Below are 15,602 nucleotides of genomic sequence, written 5' to 3'. Positions count from 1 at the left end.
CGTCAGGCCGGCTGGCCCGCCGTCGTGCGCGGCAGCAGGCGCCGCAGCACGTCGGCGAGGGTCACCACGCCGAAGTCCGCCGCGGGCCCGTCCGGCCCGTCGGCGTCCGACCGGGGCACGACGGCGAGGTGGTTACCCGTCTCGCGCATGCTGGTCAGGGCGGTGTGCAACGGCACGTCCGCGGCCAGCTCGAAGACCGGCCGCGTGACGTCCGTGACCGGCGCGTCGTCGGCCAGCAGGAGGGTGTCCCGGACGTGGACCACGCCCTCCGGCCGCCCGCCCTCACCCTGCACCAGGATCCGCAGGTGGCCGGAGACGCGGGACGCCTCCTGCACCTGGGCGGCCGTGGCGTGGTGCCCCACGGCGGACGGCGCCGCGTGGTCGGCCAGCAGGTCCTCGACCGTCAGGCGCCGCAGGTCGAGCGCGCCCGAGAGCTGGGTCGAGTAGGCCAGGTCGAGCGCGCCGACGCTGACGGAGTGCTCGACCAGGTGCCGCAGGTCCTCCGGGCCCTGCCCGGAGGCGACCTGGTCGGCCGGCTCGACGCCGACGCGCCGCAGGCACCAGTTCGCGGCGCCGTTGAGCGCCAGGAGCACGGGCCGGGTCACGACCATGAACGCCCGCATCGGCAGCGCGAGCATCGTCGCGCTGGCCTCGGGGTGGGCGATGGCCCACGACTTGGGCGCCATCTCCCCCACCACCAGGTGCAGGAACGTGACGATGACCAGCGCCAGGACGAAGCCCGCGACGTCGGCGGCCCAGTAGGGCGCGCCCCACGTCTCGAACACCGGCGTCAGCCAGTGGTGCACGGCGGGCTTGGTGATGGCACCGAGGGCCAGGGTGCAGACGGTGATGCCGAGCTGCGAGCCGGCCAGGAGCACCGTGAGCTCGCTGGCGCTGCGCAGCGCCGCCCGCGCGGAGCGGCTGGTGGGCGCGGCGTCCTCCAGGCGGTGCCGCTTGGCGGCCAGGAGCGCGAACTCCACGGCCACGAAGAACGCGCTCAGCGCGATGACGACGACGGTCGCGGCGAGGACGACCCAGGGGTTGCTCATCGGGTCTCCTCGGTCTCGGTGCCGGCGTGGTCGGCGAGGCGCTCCGCCGGTTCCTCGGGGGGTGCCTCCACGACGGTGACCCGGACGTGGGACGGCACGTGCCGCTCCACGTCGAGCACCTCGATGCGGAGCACCTCGCTCGGCGGCGGCTCGGGCGCCACCAGGGTGGCCGGGTCGATGGGCAGCGGCACGTCGACGACGTCGCCGGCCGCGGGCAACGAGCCGTGCACGGCGATGGCGAGCCCCGCGATCGTCTCGTGGTCGCCCTCCGGCAGGTCGCGCTCGACGGCGCGCTCCACCTCGTCGAGGTGGACGTCGCCGGCCATGACCCAGACGCCGTCCGACGCCGCGGTCACGGGGTCGATCTCGTCGTCGTGCTCGTCGGTGATCTCGCCGACGAGCTCCTCGGCGAGGTCCTCGACGGTCAGCACGCCGGCGAACCCGCCGTACTCGTCCACGACGCACGCCATCTGGTTGCGCGTGGCCGACAGCTCCCGCAGGGCGTCGGGCAGCGCCATGGACGTGGGCAGCACCAGCGCGGGGCGCAGCAGGTCGGCGACGGTCGTCGCCTCCGGCGCCGCGGAGAGCAGGTCGGTCAGGTGCACGACGCCGGTGACCTCCCCGTCGTCGTCCACCACGGGGTAGCGGGAGTGGCCCGCCGCCATCAGCTCGCGCACCTGCGCGAGCGTGTCCTTGCTGTGCACCACGCCCACGCGGGCGCGCGGGATCATCGCGTGCTCCACGTCCTGGCGCGGGAAGTCCAGGATGCGGTCCAGCAGCACCGACAGGTCGCCCGGCAGGTCGCCGCTGGCGCGCGAGTCCGCGACGATGTGCTCCAGGTCGCGGGCCGTCGCCGAGTGCTCGACATCGTGCACGGGTTCGATGCGCAGCAGGCGCAGGAGCGCGTTGGAGGCGGCGTCGAACACCTTGATGAGCCAGCCGAAGACGGCGAGGTAGATGGTCGTGGAGCGAGCCAGCCACAGCGCGACCGGCTCCGGCCGCGCGATCGCCAGGTTCTTGGGCACGAGCTCGCCGAACAGCATCTGGACGAGGGTCGAGAACACGAGCGCGAGGACGGTGCCGATGGCCACGCCCGTGCCGACCGGCACGCCGACGCCGCCGAGGGCCTCGCCCAGCGACTCACCGACCAGCGGCTCGGCGACGTAGCCGACGAGCAGGCCGGTCACCGTGATGCCGAGCTGGGCGCCGGAGAGCATGAAGCTGGTCCGCCGGGTCACGCCGAGCGCGCGCCGCGCCCCGGCGTCGCCGGCCTCGGAGCGCGCGGCGAGCCGCGCGCGGTCGACCGCCATGTACGCGAACTCCTGCGCGACGAAGTACCCCGTCACGGCGGTGATCACCAGGATCACCACGACCCCCAGCAGGAGGGAGATCACCCAGGTCAACGCATCCACCTCCTCTCGGTGGTGCGGAGACGTGCGTTCGGGCCGGGACTATGACTGTCGGGGTCCATGATCCTTCACTGGTGGTCGTGCGGTTGTGTCTCGGGCCGAGGGCCTCGGGCCGGATGCGCGGCGCGCATCGCGTGGAGAACGTCGGAGCTGGGTCCACGGTTCCACGGCGCGCGGAAGTCGTCATCCGGAGCGCGGTCCCGTCCGGGGTCTCGTCCCGGGGTCTCGTCCCGGGGTCTCGTCCCGGGGTCTCGTCCCGGCGCGAGGGCGGACGGCGTGTCGGTGGCGCGCGGTACGTTTCGGCCCATGACGCTCGACCACCTGGCCCTGCTGGCCCGGTTCCAGGACGACTTCCTGGCCGCGATCCCCGCCGCCGACGCCGACGCGCGGGTCCCCGCCTGCGGCGACTGGACCGTGCGCGGGCTCGTGGAGCACCTCGCGGACGTGCACCACTGGGCCGCGGGCAACGCGCGCGGGGTCAAGGGCGCGGCGCTGGGCGACGGGCCGTTCGACCTGGCGCCGCACTACGCGACGCAGGCGGCGGAGCTGCGCGCGGCGCTGTCCGACCTCGACCCCGCGGCCGAGTGCCGGGTCCTGGCCCATCCCGCCCCGATGGGCCCCGGACCGGTCCGGTTCTGGCACCGCAGGCAGACCCACGAGACGCTCGTCCACCTGCACGACCTGCTGGCGGCCTCTGCGGGCGCGGCCGCGTCCGGCCTGGTCGGGGCGGCGCCGGAGGTGTGGGCCGACACGGTCGACGAGGTGGTCACGGTGCTCCAGCCCCGGCAGGTGGGCCTGGGCCGCATGGAGCCGCTCCGCTTCCCGGTGGTGCTCGTGGCGACGGACCTCGCCGGCGCGCCCACCTGGGTGCTCGGCGCCCCGGGCGAGCGCGCGGACGAGGTGGCCCCCGACGTCGTCGTGGCCGGGCCGGCCGAGGGGCTCGCCCTGACGCTGTGGCGCCGGCTGACGCCGGGCGAGGCGGGGCTCACCGTCACGGGTGACCGCGGCGACCTGGAGGCGGCGCTGGCGCAGCCGATCGTGCCGTAGCGGGCAGGCCCGGTCGGGGGGCGCCGGCGTCAGCGTGCGCCAGCGTCAGCGTGCGCCGCATGCTTGGGCGGCGTCAGCCCGCGAGCACCGCGGCGATCCGGGCCTGGCCCGCCCGGGCGAAGGCGGGCCAGCGGTCCCAGTAGTACGGCAGGGCGATGACCGCCTGCACCAGCATCCAGCCGCGCCCCCGCTCCCACGCGTCGTCGGGGTCGGCGAGCCCGTCCGTCGCCGCGGCGCGGAACACGGCCCGCTCCGCGTCGGTGAGCCCGGCACCCCAGGCGGGGATGAGGTCGGCGGCCGGGTCGCCCACGCCCATGGCGCCCCAGTCGATGACGCCGGCCAGCCGCCCGTCCCGCACCAGCAGGTTGCCGGGCAGCAGGTCGCCGTGGAGCCAGCGGGCTTCCGCCGCCGGACGGGCGTCGAGTGCCCGCTCCCACGCCTTCGTGACGGCGGGGCCGTCGACGCGGGTGCCGGAGGCCGCGATCGCCCCGCGGACGTCGTCGTCCAGGCGGGCCAGCGGGACGCCCCGGGACGTGCCCTCCTTGACCGGTCCGCCGTCCGCGGGCACCGTGCGCAGGGCGGCGACGAGCTCGCCCAGGCCGCGGGCGCCGTCGGCGCCGAGACTCCCGGGAGCGGGCGGCTCACCCTCCAGCCAGGGCACCACCGACCAGCGGAACGGGAACCCCTCGCCGGGCTCCCCCACCGCCACGGGCACGGGGAGCTCCACCGGGAGGTGGGCGGCGAGGTGCGGGAGCCAGCGCGCGTCGGCGACGGCCTGGTCCTGGGCCCAGGCGATCTTGGGCATCCGGACCAGCAGCTCGTCGCCGAGCCGGAACAGGTGGTGGTCGGTGCCCCCGGCCGGTCCCGGCCGCACCGGCAGCCCGGACCACTGCGGGAGCTGGGCCGCGACCAGCCGGTGCACGAGGTCCGGCGTGGAGACGATCTCGTCGTCGTGGAGGCGCATGGGCCACACCGTGGCACCCGCGCGGACCGGCGGGCCAGCGCTTTTCGTCCGGGCGATGAGTTCGGCGCGCCGCCGTCGTCGGACGGACATGACCCACTACGCGACCACCAGCCAGCGCGACCGCGTCGCCTACGACCTGCGCGGCACCGGCCCGGCCCTCGTCTTCGTGACGGGTGCGGGACCGGACCGGGCCGACGACCCGATCACCGCCGAGACCGCCCGGCGAGCCGCCGACGCCGGCCTCACCACCGTCACCTTCGACCGTCTCGGCCGGGGCGAGAGCCCCGCCGAGGGCCGACTCGACCTGGACCGCGAGCTCGCGGCCGTCGCCGCGATGATCGAGGTCGCGGGCGGTTCCGCCGTGCTGGTCGGGCACTCGTCCGGCTGCTCGGTCAGCCTGCGGGCCGCCGCCGCGGGGCTGCCCGTCACGGGCCTCGCCCTCTGGGAGGCGCCGCTGGGCGACCCCGCCGCGACCACGCAGGCGTGGGCCGACGAGATCGAACGGCTGCTCGACGCGGACGACACCGAGAACGCCATGCGGCACTACATGAAGGACATGCCGCCCGAGTGGCTCGCGGGGATGGAGGCCTCCCCCGACTGGCCCGTGCTCGCGCGCACCGTGGCCGCCTACCGGGCCGACGCCCAGTCCCTCGCGTGGGCGCAGCACGCGCTGGAGGACGGCACGCTCGATGTGACGGTCCCGGTGCTGGCGATGTACGGGACGCAGACGTTCCCGGAGATGCCCGTGGCCGCGGCGAGCATCGTGGCGCAGGTGCCCAAGGGCACCGAGAAGGAGATGCCGGGCGCCATGCACAGCTGGGAGCCGGAGCCGATGGCGGCGGAGCTGGCGGAGTTCGCGCGGGCATGTGCCGGGTAAGTCTTGGATGTGCACTTCACCCGTTCCGGTACGGTTCCAGGCGTGACCTTCGCATCAGAGAACAGCTACCCCGGCGACTTCGAGGGTGAGGTGCACCCGATCTACCACCCCCAGCTCGACGGCGAGCCGGACCCGGGCGAGGTCGTCTGGACCTGGGTGCCCTACGAGGAGGACCACAGCCAGGGCAAGGACCGTCCGGTGCTGCTCGTGGGCAAGGACGGCCCGTGGCTGCTGGGCCTCCAGCTCACGAGCCAGGACCACGACCGCGACGCGCTGCAGGAGGCCCGCGCCGGCCGCATTTGGATGGACGTCGGCACGGGCCGCTGGGACGCCTCGGGACGCGAGTCGGAGGTGCGGATCAACCGCGTCATCCGGGTGGACCCCGACGACGTGCGCCGCGAGGGCGACGTGCTCGCCGAGGAGATGTTCAACGACGTCGTGAAGTACATGGACCGGGCGCTCGACCTGACCTGACCCGCGCCGTCCGGCGTCGTCCCGCCTGCCCGCGGGCCGGCGTCGGGCTACCCTGCCCAGCGTGAACCAGCAGAACCCGTGGCTCAAGTTGCTCGGCGAGGTCGTCGAGGCAGTCGCCCGCACCGTACTCGACCAGAACGACCGCCGCCCGGGCGGCGACCGGCCCTCCGGCTCCCGACCGGCGGGCTCCCGGCCGACGGCGACGCCGAGGGCGCCCCGGCCGTCGGGGCGCGACCTGCCCGAGACCGACGGCTACCCCGGCGACTTCGAGGGCAAGGTCAAGCCCGTCTACCACCCGGAGCTGGACGGCGAGCCCGACCCGGGCGAGGTCGTGTGGTCGTGGGTTCCGTATGAGGAAGATCACAGCCAGGGCAAGGACCGGCCGGTCCTGATCGTGGGCAACGACGGGCCCTGGCTCCTCGCGCTGCAGCTCACCAGCCAGGACCACGACCGGGACGCCGCGCAGGAGGCCCGCGCAGGACGCCGCTGGATGGACATCGGCACCGGCGCCTGGGACAGCTCCGGCCGTCCGTCCGAGGTGCGCCTCAACCGCGTGATCCGCATCCACCCGGACGCCGTCCGCCGCGAGGGCGCGGTCCTGGACAAGAAGATCTTCGACGAGGTCGCCGCGGCGCTCTGACGCTAGGGCTGGACCGAGACCACGAGGAACGCGGCGAGCAGCACCAGGTGCACCACGCCCTGGAGCGTCTTGGCCCGGCCCGGGGCGATGCTGAGCATCGCCACCACCACGGAGACCGCGAGCAGCACCATCTGGGTCGGGTCGAGGCCGAGCGTGAGCGGCCCGTCCATCCAGATCATCGCGACCGCGATGGTCGGGATGGTCAGGCCGATCGACGCCATCGCGGAGCCGTAGGCGAGGTTGAGGCTGATCTGCACCCGGTTGCGCAGGGCGTTGCGGACGGCGGCGATCGACTCGGGCGCGAGCACGAGCAGCGCGATCACCACGCCGACGACGGTGTAGGGCAGGCCCGCGGCCTCGACGCCGTGCTCGATCGTGGGCGAGAGCACCTTGGCCAGGAAGACCACGGAGACCAGCGCGACCATCAGCAGCGCGACGCTGAACCACGCCTCCTTGACGGGCGGCGGGTCGGCGTGGTCGTCGCCGTCCTCGTCGAGGAGGCCGGTCACCCGGCCGTACTTGTCGCTGGCGACGGGCAGGAAGAAGTCGCGGTGCCGCACGGTCTGGGTGAACACGAACGCCCCGTAGAGCGTCAGCGAGGCCACGGCCGCGAAGCCGAGCTGGAACGGGGTGTACGCCCCGCCCTCCGCGGACGTGGTGAAGCTGGGCAGCACCAGGGAGACCGTGGCCAGCGCGACGACGGTGGCCAGCGCGGAGCCGGTGCCCGAGGCGTTGAAGCTCACCAGGTGGTGCTTGCCCGCCCCCACCAGCAGGGACAGGCCGACGATGCCGTTGAACGTGATCATCACGGCGGCGAAGACGGTGTCCCGGGCGTACGTGCTCGCCGAGTCGCTGCCGCCGCTCATCAACATGAGGATCAGCCCCACCTCGATCACGGTCACCGCGACCGCGAGGATGAGGGAGCCGAACGGCTCGCCGACCCGGTGGGCCACCACCTCCGCGTGGTGCACCGCGGCGAGGACGGCGCCGACCAGCGCGGCGCCGATCGCCATGAGCGTCACCGGGTGCTCGTGGTTGCTCCACGTCGCGACGAGGAGCACCAGGGCAAGGACGGGGACCACCACGGTCCATTGGAAACGGCCCCGAAGTGTCCTGGTACTCATAGCCGGAGTCTATGGCGGCTCGTCAGAGGCCCTTCACGCGCCGAGCCGCTGGTAGCCGGTGTCACACCGCACCGCCCCACGAGGGGCCGGACCCTCTGGTAGCCTTGGGGGTCGCGTGTCCGCCCAGGTCGGCGGGCACAGTCGCAGTTCCTCTCCACGGGTCCCCACCCCAGTCCCGGACCTGCGACCGCCCTCTACGACCTATCCGCTCGCCGCAAGGCGAACACACCAGGAAGTCCACTCGTGGCAAACATCAAGTCCCAGATGAAGCGCATCAAGACGAACGAGAAGGCTCGTCTGCGCAACAAGTCCGTCAAGTCGGAGCTGAAGACCCACGTGCGCAAGGTGCGCGAGGCCGTCGCAGCCGGCGACAAGGAGACCGCGACGGTCGCCCTTGCCACCGCGTCGCGCAAGCTCGACAAGGCTGTCGCCAAGGGCGTCATCCACGCGAACCAGGCTGCGAACCGCAAGTCGGCCATCGCGAAGTCGGTCGCCGCTCTCTGAGCCACTTCGTCGGACGCCGTTCGCCTTCCGGGCGGACGGCGTCTTTCGCGCGCGCGGAAACTGCGGGCGCGGCGGGGGCGGGTGCGTCGGGCGCGGGTGCCGGTGCCGGTGCGGGTACGGGTGCCGCCCGACCCACGTGCCCTGGCGGCCTCCGCCAGCCACCCCGCCTCCCCGCTCCGCCCCGCGCCGATGTGCGCTTCTACCCCGTCATTCGGCCCGAAAACAGGCTGATTACGGGCCGAATGACGGGGTAGAAGCGCACTCTGGTCGGCGACCGGTGGGGTCGGCGGTCGGCGGGGTCAGGCGCGGCGGGGTCAGGCGCGGCGGGAGCGGGCGATCGTCATGACCGCGCGTTCGACGGCAAAGACCGTGTCCCGCGCCTCGCCCTTCACGTCGGCGTCGGCCTGCGCGACGGCGGAGATCGCCGCCGCGAGCCCCTCCGGCGTCCAGGCGCGCAGGTCCTTGCGGGCACGGTCGATCTGCCAGGGGGCCATGCCCAGGTCACGCGCCGACAGCCCGCCGCCCCGCATCGAGGCGACCTTGGCCAGGTTGCGCAGGCGCAGCGCCAGCGCCGCGACGATCGGTACGGGGTCCAGGCCGGTGTCCAGCGCGTGCCGCAGCAGGGCGACGGCGCCCCCGGCGTCGCCCGCCACCGCGGCGTCCGCCACCCGGAAGCCCGTGGCCTCGACCCGGCCGCCGTAGTACCGGTCCACCGTGGCGGCCGTGATGGTGCCCGTGGTGTCGGCGACGAGCTGCGCGCACGCCGCCGCGAGCTCGCGCAGGTCGCTGCCCAGTGCGTCGACGAGGGCGCGGACACCCTCGGCGTCCGCGCGGCGGCGAGCCGCCTTGAACTCCCCCACCACGAACGACGCCTTCTCCGCGTCCTTCGTCACGGGCTCGCACACCATGACCGGCGCGCCGGAGCCCGTGATCGTGTCGAGCATCTTCTTGCCGCGCTGCCCGCCGCCGTGCACCACGACGACGGTGGTCTCCTCGTCGGGCGCGCCGACGTACGCGATGAGGTCGGCCATCAGGTCCTCGGTGCCCGACTCCGTCGAGCGGACCACGACCACCTTGGCCTCGCCGAACAGGGACGGGCTCGCCGCGACCATGAGCTGGCCCGTGCCGTACGTGGCCCCCTCCAGCTCCACCTTCTCGACGTCGGGGTCGCGCTCGCGCACGAGCCGCACCACGCCGTCCACCGCGCGCTCGGTCAGGAGCGGCTCGGCGCCGCGCACCAGCACGACGGGAGCCACGGTGGGCTCGTCCCAGCTCCGTCCGGCGGGAGCGGTGGCGGTACGACGTCTGGTTGCGGGAGGCACGGACACAGCCTGCCACGCGCCACCCACACCGGCCGCGCCCTACTCCCAGACGAGGTCGGCCAGGGCGATCCGTCCGCCGTCGGTCCACGCGTTCGCGATCACGCAGGCGCCCTCGTCGGCGCAGTCGGCGGATCCCCCGCCCACCAGCTCGATCTCCCGGACCACGCGGAGCTGGGTGACCAGGGTGCCCGCACGGTCGGCGATCACGCGCTTCCCGTCGTCGTACAGGCAGTTGTCCCCGTCCACGGCACCGTCGGAGGTGGTGGCGCACTGCACGATCCGGACCGTCGCACCCGCCGCGTAGCCCTTGCCCGTCACGGTGACGCGACCGTCGTCGGCGCCGAGCTCCAGCTCGGACAGCGTCAGCGTGGGCGCGTCCGGCGGCTCCGAGCCGCCCGGCAGGGGCGCCGGGGCGGCGGCGAGCACCCGGTCCGACAGGTCGGCGACGGCGAGCGCGCACGGGTCGCCCGTGCAGTCCACCTCGGAGACCGAGCCGACGTTGACGAACGCCCGTGCCTGACGGGTCGCGGTGATCCGGCCGCTCTCGTCGGCGACCACCTGCTCGCTGGTCGACATGTCGCACTCGTCGAGCGCGCTCGCCCCCGTCGTCGTCCCGCCGACGCACTGGACCAGGTACTGGTTGCCGCCCGTGAAGCCCGTGCCCCGCACCAGCCAGGCGCTGCCGGCGGCCCGCACGGTGATCTCTGGTTCATCCGAACCGGCCGCGTCGTCCGAGCCGGCCGCGTCGTCCGACGGCGACGGACCGTCGGTCGACGTCCCCGCTCCGCGCGACGGTCCCGACGTGGCCGGCCCGGTCGGGGCCGCCGTGCAGCCGGCCAGCAGGAGCAAGGCCACGGCGATTGCGGCGACCGCGGCGCGCTGCCGGGCGCGCATCAGGGGTACCCCATGTACACGTCGACGGCCATGGCCAGGCGCCAGCTCCACGAGTCGCGGTCGCGCATCCAGTTCACCCCTCGTTGCCAGACGTGGAAGTCCTGCTCCAGGTAGCACGCGACGGCGTTGGTCTGGTTCAGCTCGCCCAGGTCCGTCCGGTACTGCCGGGTGTCGTTGGTGCCGGGGCTGCTCGCACCGACGCGCTGCACGATCTCCGCCGCACACTCCTTGCCGGCGCTCGACACGTACATGGCGTGCGTGCCGTACCGCGACGCCGGTTTGCCGGACTCGCAGGACGCGCTGATGGCGTTGGAGTGCAACGGGATGTGCAGGTCAGCCCCCACCCGGTTCGAACTGGCGATGTTCTTCCGCGTGAGCCCGTTGCCCCGGACCACCTTGTAGCCGCGCTCCAGGAGGCTGAGGTGGTCCGTCCTGCCGCCGTTGATGGTCGACATCGCCACCTTGTAGGAGTTGATGTTCTCGCTGAAGCCGTCGCAGCCCGTGTTGTCGTGGCACACGGTGTCCCCGCGGTCGTGGCACGCCTGAGACAGGTAGACCACCTTGCCGTTCCAGTTGTCCGGCACGTAGGTCACGTCGGCGGCCGCGGTCGGGGCCACGGCCAGGAATCCGGCTGCCCCCACGAGGACGACGGCGAGCACCGACACGAGCCGTCGAAGAGTCTTGCGCATCGTCACCTCCTCAGCCGAGATCGATCGGCAGGTCGGTCGACGCGCACATGTCGCCGCCCGTCGCGTACGCGAAGGCGAGACAGTCCCCGTCGAGCGTGAACTTCACGGAGTCGACCGCCCCGTTGCTGTACGCCGTGAACAGGAGCGCCTGCCAGACGTCGCCCGGGTAGACCCCGGCGTCCGACAGCGCCTGCTCGAACCCGGCGCCGACGTCGACCGTGGCGTGGCCCTTGCTGAGCCGCGCCTTCGTCGCCGGCAGGTCCGCGCCCGGCAGGTAGGACGCCAGCACATCGTCGACGGCGGTCCCCAGCGTGCGGGACGGACCGCCCTGCGTCGCGCGCGCCGCCCCCGCGGTGAGCTGGACGTCCTTGCCGGTGCCGCAGCCCAGGACCGGCGTCGTCGAACCGTCCTCGGACCGGGGACCCTCCGGCACCTCCGGGCACGAGGCGTCGGGCGGCGTGTCGCCCGCCGACTGCTGCTCGTCCAGCGCCGCACGCTCCTCGCCGGACCGCGGCTCCGCCCCGCCCACGACGACGGTCCAGCCGTCCAGCACCTCGGCCGACTCGTCCAGCCACTCCCCCGCGGCCTCCGGGTCGCGTGTGGTGTCGACCCGGACGACCTGGTCGGTCTCGGAGACGTCGGTGACGACCGACTGGTCCAGCAGCTCCTCCCGGAGCTGGAGCTGCGCGCTCGCCTGGTCCCTGCCCGCGGCGCTGAACGCAGCCGCCGGAACGAGCAGAGCCACTGCCGCTGTGACCGCGATGATCCGGCGCTGTCGCCGACCGGTCAGGGTTGATATGACCACGTTGCCCCCTGGTACGTGCTGACGGAACTTCACCCGTCCTCCCCCCACGTTAGGGCCGTGGTCAGGATCCGCAACGTTTCGCGAAGTGTCGCGCCATCGTGTACCAGTGCCCGTGTGGCCTGCGGCGGGACCGGGCGCCCGTCGGTCGCCGGCCGCTCAGCAGCCGGCCAGTGACACCTCCTCTCCGCGCACGACCAATGCGACGGTGCCGCACTCGTCGGTGCGCACCACCGCCGCACCGACACCGGCGTACAGGTCGAGCGCCTCGTCGGTCGGGTGCCCGTACTCGTTGTCCCTGCCGGACGAGACGAGGGCGACCGCCGGACGCACCCGTTCCGCGAGTGCGCGGGACTGCACCGCCGACCCGTGGTGCGCGACCTTGACGACGTCGAATCGGCCCGTCAGCGGGACCAGTGCCTCCTGCCCGGCGTCCTCCAGGTCGCCCAGCAGCAGCACGTCCAGTCCGGCGACGCGGGCGGCCAGCACGATGCTCGAGTCGTTGGCACCCGAACCCGCGCCCGCCTGGAGCACCCGCCAGGCAAGGCTCCCCAGGACTCCCCTGTCGCCGGTCTCCGCGACCCGGACCGGTACGCCCGCGGCGGCCAGCACGGCCTCCGTCGCCGCGGCGTTCGCCGTCGGCTCCGGTACCGGGGATACGAGCGCCGCGACCACCTCGCGCCCGGCGAGCACGGGACGGAGCCCGCCCACGTGGTCGGCGTGGAAGTGGCTCAGCACGAGCAGGTCCACCCGCTCGATCCCGAGCTCGTCGAGGCAGCGGTCGGCGGCCGGCCCGTCCGGTCCGACGTCCACGACCACGGCCGACACCGGACCGGTGCGCAGCGCGAGCGCATCCCCCTGCCCGACGTCGCAGGCCGCCACCTGCCAGTCCTGCGGGAGCCCCGAGCGGGCCGCGAGCCGGGGTACGGCGACGGCCACGACCAGCGCCGCCGCCGAGGCCGCCGCGAGGAGCACGAGGAACCGCGCCCGCGAGAGCGGACGCCGGAGCGTCCGGACCTCGGGCGGGGCGTCCCGCAGTACCTCCCGCACGACCTGGCGCAGGCCGGAACGGGCCGTCGCGCGCCACGACTCGGGCCAGCCGCGGAGCGGCTCACGCCGCAGCACGGCCCACAGCACCAGTCCGGTGAGCACGGCAAGCAGAAGCGCACCGACCGGGCCGCCCAGCCATGGGACGGTTGCACCGGGAAGTGCGGCACACCGGTGCGCGACCGCGGCGATCCACCAGGTGGCACCGCTCGCCGCCCAGGCCACGAGCCCGGCGACGGCCGGGAGCCAGGGCGCGAGCACGGTGGCGACCAGGCCGAGCACGGTGGCCGGGACCAGCGCCGGACCCGCCAACAGGTTCGCGAGCACCGAGACCGTGGACACCGACGGGTCGAGCAGTACCAGCACCGGACCGCACGCTGCCTGCGCTGCCAGCGGCACGGCCAGACCGAACGCCAGCGCCTCCCCCGTCCAGGGCGCCAGTCGCGCGGCCAGCGGCGCGGCGAGCAGCACCAGCCCCGCCGTCGCCGCGGCCGACAGTGCGAACCCGAAGGACCGGGCCAGCCACGGGTCGACCACGAGCAGCCCGACCACCGACGCCGCGAGCGCCGGGACAGCCTGAGAGGGTCGACCGAGCGCCACCCCGGTCAGGGCGAACGCCGCCATGACCGCTGCCCGCAGCACGGCCGGTTCGGGCCGGACGAGCAGCACGAAGGCGAGGGACGCGAGCGCGATGACGAGCACCCTGACCGGCCTCGGCAGGCGGGCCACGGAGCACAGGAGGGTCAGGACGGTCACGACGACGGCGAAATGACCTCCGGAGACGGCGGTGATGTGAGACAAGCCGGTAATGCGCATCTCCTCGGACAGGTCGTCCGGGAGCCGCGTCGTGTCGCCGATCGCGGCGCCGGGCACCAGCCCGCGGGCCTGCGGGGACAGCGGGTCGGTCACGTCGAGGAGCGCCGCGCGGTGGGTGTCGAGCACGCGAAGGGCGGACGGCGGGGCACGGATCTCGGCGGTGCTCTCGGCGTTCAGACGGGCGGTCTCGGCCGCGCCGGGGTCGGCGGGACGCAGCCCGCCCGAGACGGTCACGGTCGCCCCGTACCGGGGCACGACGGCGGACAGCACCTGGACGTGCGCCCGCGCCGCCGACCCGACTCCACGGGCGTCCATCGCGCGGGCGGCGAGCACCCAGCGGTGCTGCCCGGCGCCCGGGGCGAAGGCGAACGGCTCGGGCTGGGAGACCACGACGCCGACAAGGGTCGCCGTCACACGCTGCTCGGCCAGTCCGGCGAGCGGCGCGCGGCCCGCGAGCTGGACGTGGGCGGAGGCCGTGACCGCGAGGACGCAGGCCGCCGCGAGAGCGGCGTGCGCGACGAGGACGGTCGCAGCCGGGGGCCGGTTGGTCGTGGCCGCAGGCAGGGCAGTCGCCGCACGCCGAGCTGTCATCGCACGCCGGACCGTCACCGCACGTCGGGCACGTGAGGCCTGGGGCCCGCCACGACCCTGGCCGCGCACGAACGCGATCCGGAGGCAGGCCGCAAGGAGCACAGCCCCGACCAGTCCCGACACGAGGCCGCTCCACCGCTCCCCGGCGCCGGTCAGCACCCAGGCTGCGGCCCAGACCGCCAGGGCCGCGGGCACCATCCGCAGGTCGGTCATGGCCCCACCCGCGCGCTGTCGCGGAGCTCGTCGAGGGTGGCCGGACCGATGCCCGGCACATCGTCGAGCTCGTCCACGCTCGCGAACGCGCCGTTCGTCTCGCGCCACTCGACGATCGCCTGCGCGATCGACGGTCCCACACCGGGGAGCGCCTCCAGCCCGGCGGCGTCCGCCGTGTTGATGTCGACGGCACCCGCTGTGCCACCCGCACCACCCCCAGCACCACCACCCCCAGCACCACCACCGCCCGCGGCCGGCGCCCCGCCGGCGCCCGGCGCGGCCGCTCCCGGCACCGGCTCCCCCGGCTTCGGCACGTACAGCTGCTCACCGTCGACAACTGTGCGGGCGAGGTTCACGGCCGTCAGGTCGGCCTTGCGGGTCACACCGCCGGCGGCCTCGACGGCGTCGGCCACACGGGCGCCGTCGGGCAGGGTGACCAGGCCCGGCCGGGCCACCTCGCCGACCACGTGCACCAGCAGCTCGCCGCCCGCCTCACCCGGAAGACCGCCCGCGGCGCCGGAGCCATCCGGCTCACCGAACGCGCCCGAGCCGCCCGATCCCGACGACGGAGACGACGGATCGGTCCCGCTCACGACCTCGTTCCCGCCCGCCCCGGCGCTCGCCGACCCGCCGTCCGCACCCTCGCCGGCACCGACCGGTGCCAGGGCCTCGACGTCGCCGCCCCTCAGCGAGAGCGCCGCCACGCCCAGCCCGAGCAGCAGCACGGTCACGACCGCCACCACCGCGGTCGTGCCGGTCAGGGCCCACCGGCGGGCGCCCTGCTCGGCCCGCGGGTCGGCGGGATGTCCGTGCGCCGCCGCATAGGCGGCGGCCACGCCCGACGTGGACCGCCGAGAACGTAGCCGGGCCACCAGGTCGTCGGTCTCGGTGGGGGCGCCGTCCGCGCCCGCCGCCGGGCCGGAGGACACGGCCCACGGGTCGTCCGGGAACGGCGCGGGCGACGGGCCGGGCAGCTCGACGGCCGACTCGGCGGGCAGGGGTCCGGGACCGTCGGACCCGCGCACCGGGCCGAACGGCCAGGGGTCTGGGCGGCGCTGCTGCGCGGTCTCTGGCTGCATGTCCCAGGACGCTAGGCGCGCTGCGCACCCCTCGGACGGGCTCCGAGCGCCGCCTGTGCAC

The 15,602-nt window shown here is 74.6% G+C and carries 15 protein-coding genes; 5 read left to right on the top strand and 10 right to left on the bottom strand.

Features of this window, described 5'->3' with window-relative positions; all coding sequences use genetic code 11:
- Nucleotides 1–2 precede the first annotated feature (2 nt).
- Together ACH45N_RS26080 and ACH45N_RS26075 are read right to left on the bottom strand one after the other, a co-directional pair.
- Nucleotides 3–1,049: a CNNM domain-containing protein gene (locus ACH45N_RS26080; RefSeq protein ID WP_397398873.1), complete on the bottom strand. Its 1,047-nt coding sequence runs from the start codon at nucleotides 1,047–1,049 to the stop codon at nucleotides 3–5.
- Nucleotides 1,046–2,452, bottom strand: a complete 1,407-nt coding sequence (locus ACH45N_RS26075; protein WP_397398872.1) for a hemolysin family protein — start codon at nucleotides 2,450–2,452, stop codon at nucleotides 1,046–1,048. The genes ACH45N_RS26080 and ACH45N_RS26075 overlap by 4 nt, the downstream gene beginning before the upstream one ends.
- Before the next feature lie 312 nt (nucleotides 2,453–2,764).
- On the opposite strand from ACH45N_RS26075, the gene ACH45N_RS26070 reads away from it, so the two are divergent.
- Nucleotides 2,765–3,505: a maleylpyruvate isomerase N-terminal domain-containing protein gene (locus tag ACH45N_RS26070; RefSeq protein WP_397398871.1), complete on the top strand. Its 741-nt coding sequence runs from the start codon at nucleotides 2,765–2,767 to the stop codon at nucleotides 3,503–3,505.
- A 73-nt stretch (nucleotides 3,506–3,578) separates the two neighbouring features.
- Here the strand turns inward: ACH45N_RS26070 and ACH45N_RS26065 are convergent, their stop codons facing one another.
- Nucleotides 3,579–4,469, bottom strand: a complete 891-nt coding sequence (locus ACH45N_RS26065; RefSeq protein ID WP_397398870.1) for an aminoglycoside phosphotransferase family protein — start codon at nucleotides 4,467–4,469, stop codon at nucleotides 3,579–3,581.
- A gap of 88 nt (nucleotides 4,470–4,557) precedes the next feature.
- Here ACH45N_RS26065 and ACH45N_RS26060 point away from each other — a divergent pair, with 88 nt between their 5' ends.
- The 3 genes from ACH45N_RS26060 to ACH45N_RS26050 all read left to right on the top strand — a co-directional run bounded on the left by ACH45N_RS26060 (nucleotide 4,558) and on the right by ACH45N_RS26050 (nucleotide 6,460).
- The gene (locus ACH45N_RS26060; RefSeq protein WP_397398869.1) at nucleotides 4,558–5,346 is read left to right on the top strand and encodes an alpha/beta fold hydrolase; all 789 of its coding nucleotides are present in this window, start codon (nucleotides 4,558–4,560) and stop codon (nucleotides 5,344–5,346) included.
- A gap of 42 nt (nucleotides 5,347–5,388) precedes the next feature.
- Nucleotides 5,389–5,820, top strand: a complete 432-nt coding sequence (locus tag ACH45N_RS26055; RefSeq protein ID WP_397398868.1) for a type II toxin-antitoxin system PemK/MazF family toxin — start codon at nucleotides 5,389–5,391, stop codon at nucleotides 5,818–5,820.
- A 61-nt stretch (nucleotides 5,821–5,881) separates the two neighbouring features.
- Entirely contained in the window at nucleotides 5,882–6,460 is a 579-nt protein-coding gene (locus ACH45N_RS26050) for a type II toxin-antitoxin system PemK/MazF family toxin (RefSeq protein ID WP_397398867.1), read from the top strand.
- A gap of 2 nt (nucleotides 6,461–6,462) precedes the next feature.
- Here the strand turns inward: ACH45N_RS26050 and ACH45N_RS26045 are convergent, their stop codons facing one another.
- Nucleotides 6,463–7,584 (bottom strand): calcium:proton antiporter, encoded by a 1,122-nt coding sequence (locus ACH45N_RS26045; RefSeq protein WP_397398866.1) that lies wholly within the window; start codon nucleotides 7,582–7,584, stop codon nucleotides 6,463–6,465.
- 243 nt (nucleotides 7,585–7,827) lie between these two features.
- Between ACH45N_RS26045 and rpsT the strand changes: the two genes are divergently transcribed.
- Nucleotides 7,828–8,088 (top strand): 30S ribosomal protein S20, encoded by a 261-nt coding sequence (rpsT, locus tag ACH45N_RS26040; protein ID WP_026365415.1) that lies wholly within the window; start codon nucleotides 7,828–7,830, stop codon nucleotides 8,086–8,088.
- A gap of 314 nt (nucleotides 8,089–8,402) precedes the next feature.
- Here the strand turns inward: rpsT and holA are convergent, their stop codons facing one another.
- The 6 genes from holA to ACH45N_RS26010 all read right to left on the bottom strand — a co-directional run bounded on the left by holA (nucleotide 8,403) and on the right by ACH45N_RS26010 (nucleotide 15,541).
- Nucleotides 8,403–9,410 carry a DNA polymerase III subunit delta gene (holA, locus tag ACH45N_RS26035; RefSeq protein ID WP_397398865.1) on the bottom strand — a complete coding sequence of 336 codons (1,008 nt, stop codon included), beginning with the start codon at nucleotides 9,408–9,410 and terminating at the stop codon, nucleotides 8,403–8,405.
- 39 nt (nucleotides 9,411–9,449) lie between these two features.
- Entirely contained in the window at nucleotides 9,450–10,304 is an 855-nt protein-coding gene (locus ACH45N_RS26030; protein WP_397398864.1) for a neocarzinostatin apoprotein domain-containing protein, read from the bottom strand.
- Nucleotides 10,304–10,993: a hypothetical protein gene (locus tag ACH45N_RS26025; RefSeq protein WP_397398863.1), complete on the bottom strand. Its 690-nt coding sequence runs from the start codon at nucleotides 10,991–10,993 to the stop codon at nucleotides 10,304–10,306. Before ACH45N_RS26025 ends, ACH45N_RS26030 begins: the two co-directional genes overlap by 1 nt.
- Before the next feature lie 10 nt (nucleotides 10,994–11,003).
- A complete protein-coding gene (locus tag ACH45N_RS26020; protein ID WP_397398862.1) occupies nucleotides 11,004–11,738 on the bottom strand; it encodes a hypothetical protein in 735 nt (244 codons plus the stop codon).
- Between the two features lie 216 nt (nucleotides 11,739–11,954).
- Nucleotides 11,955–14,462 (bottom strand): ComEC/Rec2 family competence protein, encoded by a 2,508-nt coding sequence (locus ACH45N_RS26015; protein WP_397398861.1) that lies wholly within the window; start codon nucleotides 14,460–14,462, stop codon nucleotides 11,955–11,957.
- The gene (locus ACH45N_RS26010; protein WP_397398860.1) at nucleotides 14,459–15,541 is read right to left on the bottom strand and encodes a helix-hairpin-helix domain-containing protein; all 1,083 of its coding nucleotides are present in this window, start codon (nucleotides 15,539–15,541) and stop codon (nucleotides 14,459–14,461) included. The genes ACH45N_RS26015 and ACH45N_RS26010 overlap by 4 nt, the downstream gene beginning before the upstream one ends.
- Nucleotides 15,542–15,602 lie beyond the last annotated feature (61 nt).

Source organism: Promicromonospora sp. NPDC019610 (assembly GCF_044389365.1).
GTDB lineage: Bacteria > Actinomycetota > Actinomycetes > Actinomycetales > Cellulomonadaceae > Promicromonospora.
Note: the sequence above shows the minus strand (reverse complement) of the source record. Positions and strands in the feature narration are given on the sequence as shown.

Bases quoted from the DNA above. Each gene is read 5' to 3' on its own strand.
- ACH45N_RS26080 (WP_397398873.1), bottom strand. From the start codon at position 1,049: ATGAGCAACCCCTGGGTCGTCCTCGCCGCGACCGTCGTCGTCATCGCG.
- ACH45N_RS26070 (WP_397398871.1), top strand. From the start codon at position 2,765: ATGACGCTCGACCACCTGGCCCTGCTGGCCCGGTTCCAGGACGACTTC.
- ACH45N_RS26065 (WP_397398870.1), bottom strand. From the start codon at position 4,469: ATGCGCCTCCACGACGACGAGATCGTCTCCACGCCGGACCTCGTGCAC.
- ACH45N_RS26060 (WP_397398869.1), top strand. From the start codon at position 4,558: ATGACCCACTACGCGACCACCAGCCAGCGCGACCGCGTCGCCTACGAC.
- ACH45N_RS26045 (WP_397398866.1), bottom strand. From the start codon at position 7,584: ATGAGTACCAGGACACTTCGGGGCCGTTTCCAATGGACCGTGGTGGTC.
- ACH45N_RS26030 (WP_397398864.1), bottom strand. From the start codon at position 10,304: ATGCGCGCCCGGCAGCGCGCCGCGGTCGCCGCAATCGCCGTGGCCTTG.
- ACH45N_RS26025 (WP_397398863.1), bottom strand. From the start codon at position 10,993: ATGCGCAAGACTCTTCGACGGCTCGTGTCGGTGCTCGCCGTCGTCCTC.
- ACH45N_RS26015 (WP_397398861.1), bottom strand. From the start codon at position 14,462: ATGACCGACCTGCGGATGGTGCCCGCGGCCCTGGCGGTCTGGGCCGCA.
- ACH45N_RS26010 (WP_397398860.1), bottom strand. From the start codon at position 15,541: ATGCAGCCAGAGACCGCGCAGCAGCGCCGCCCAGACCCCTGGCCGTTC.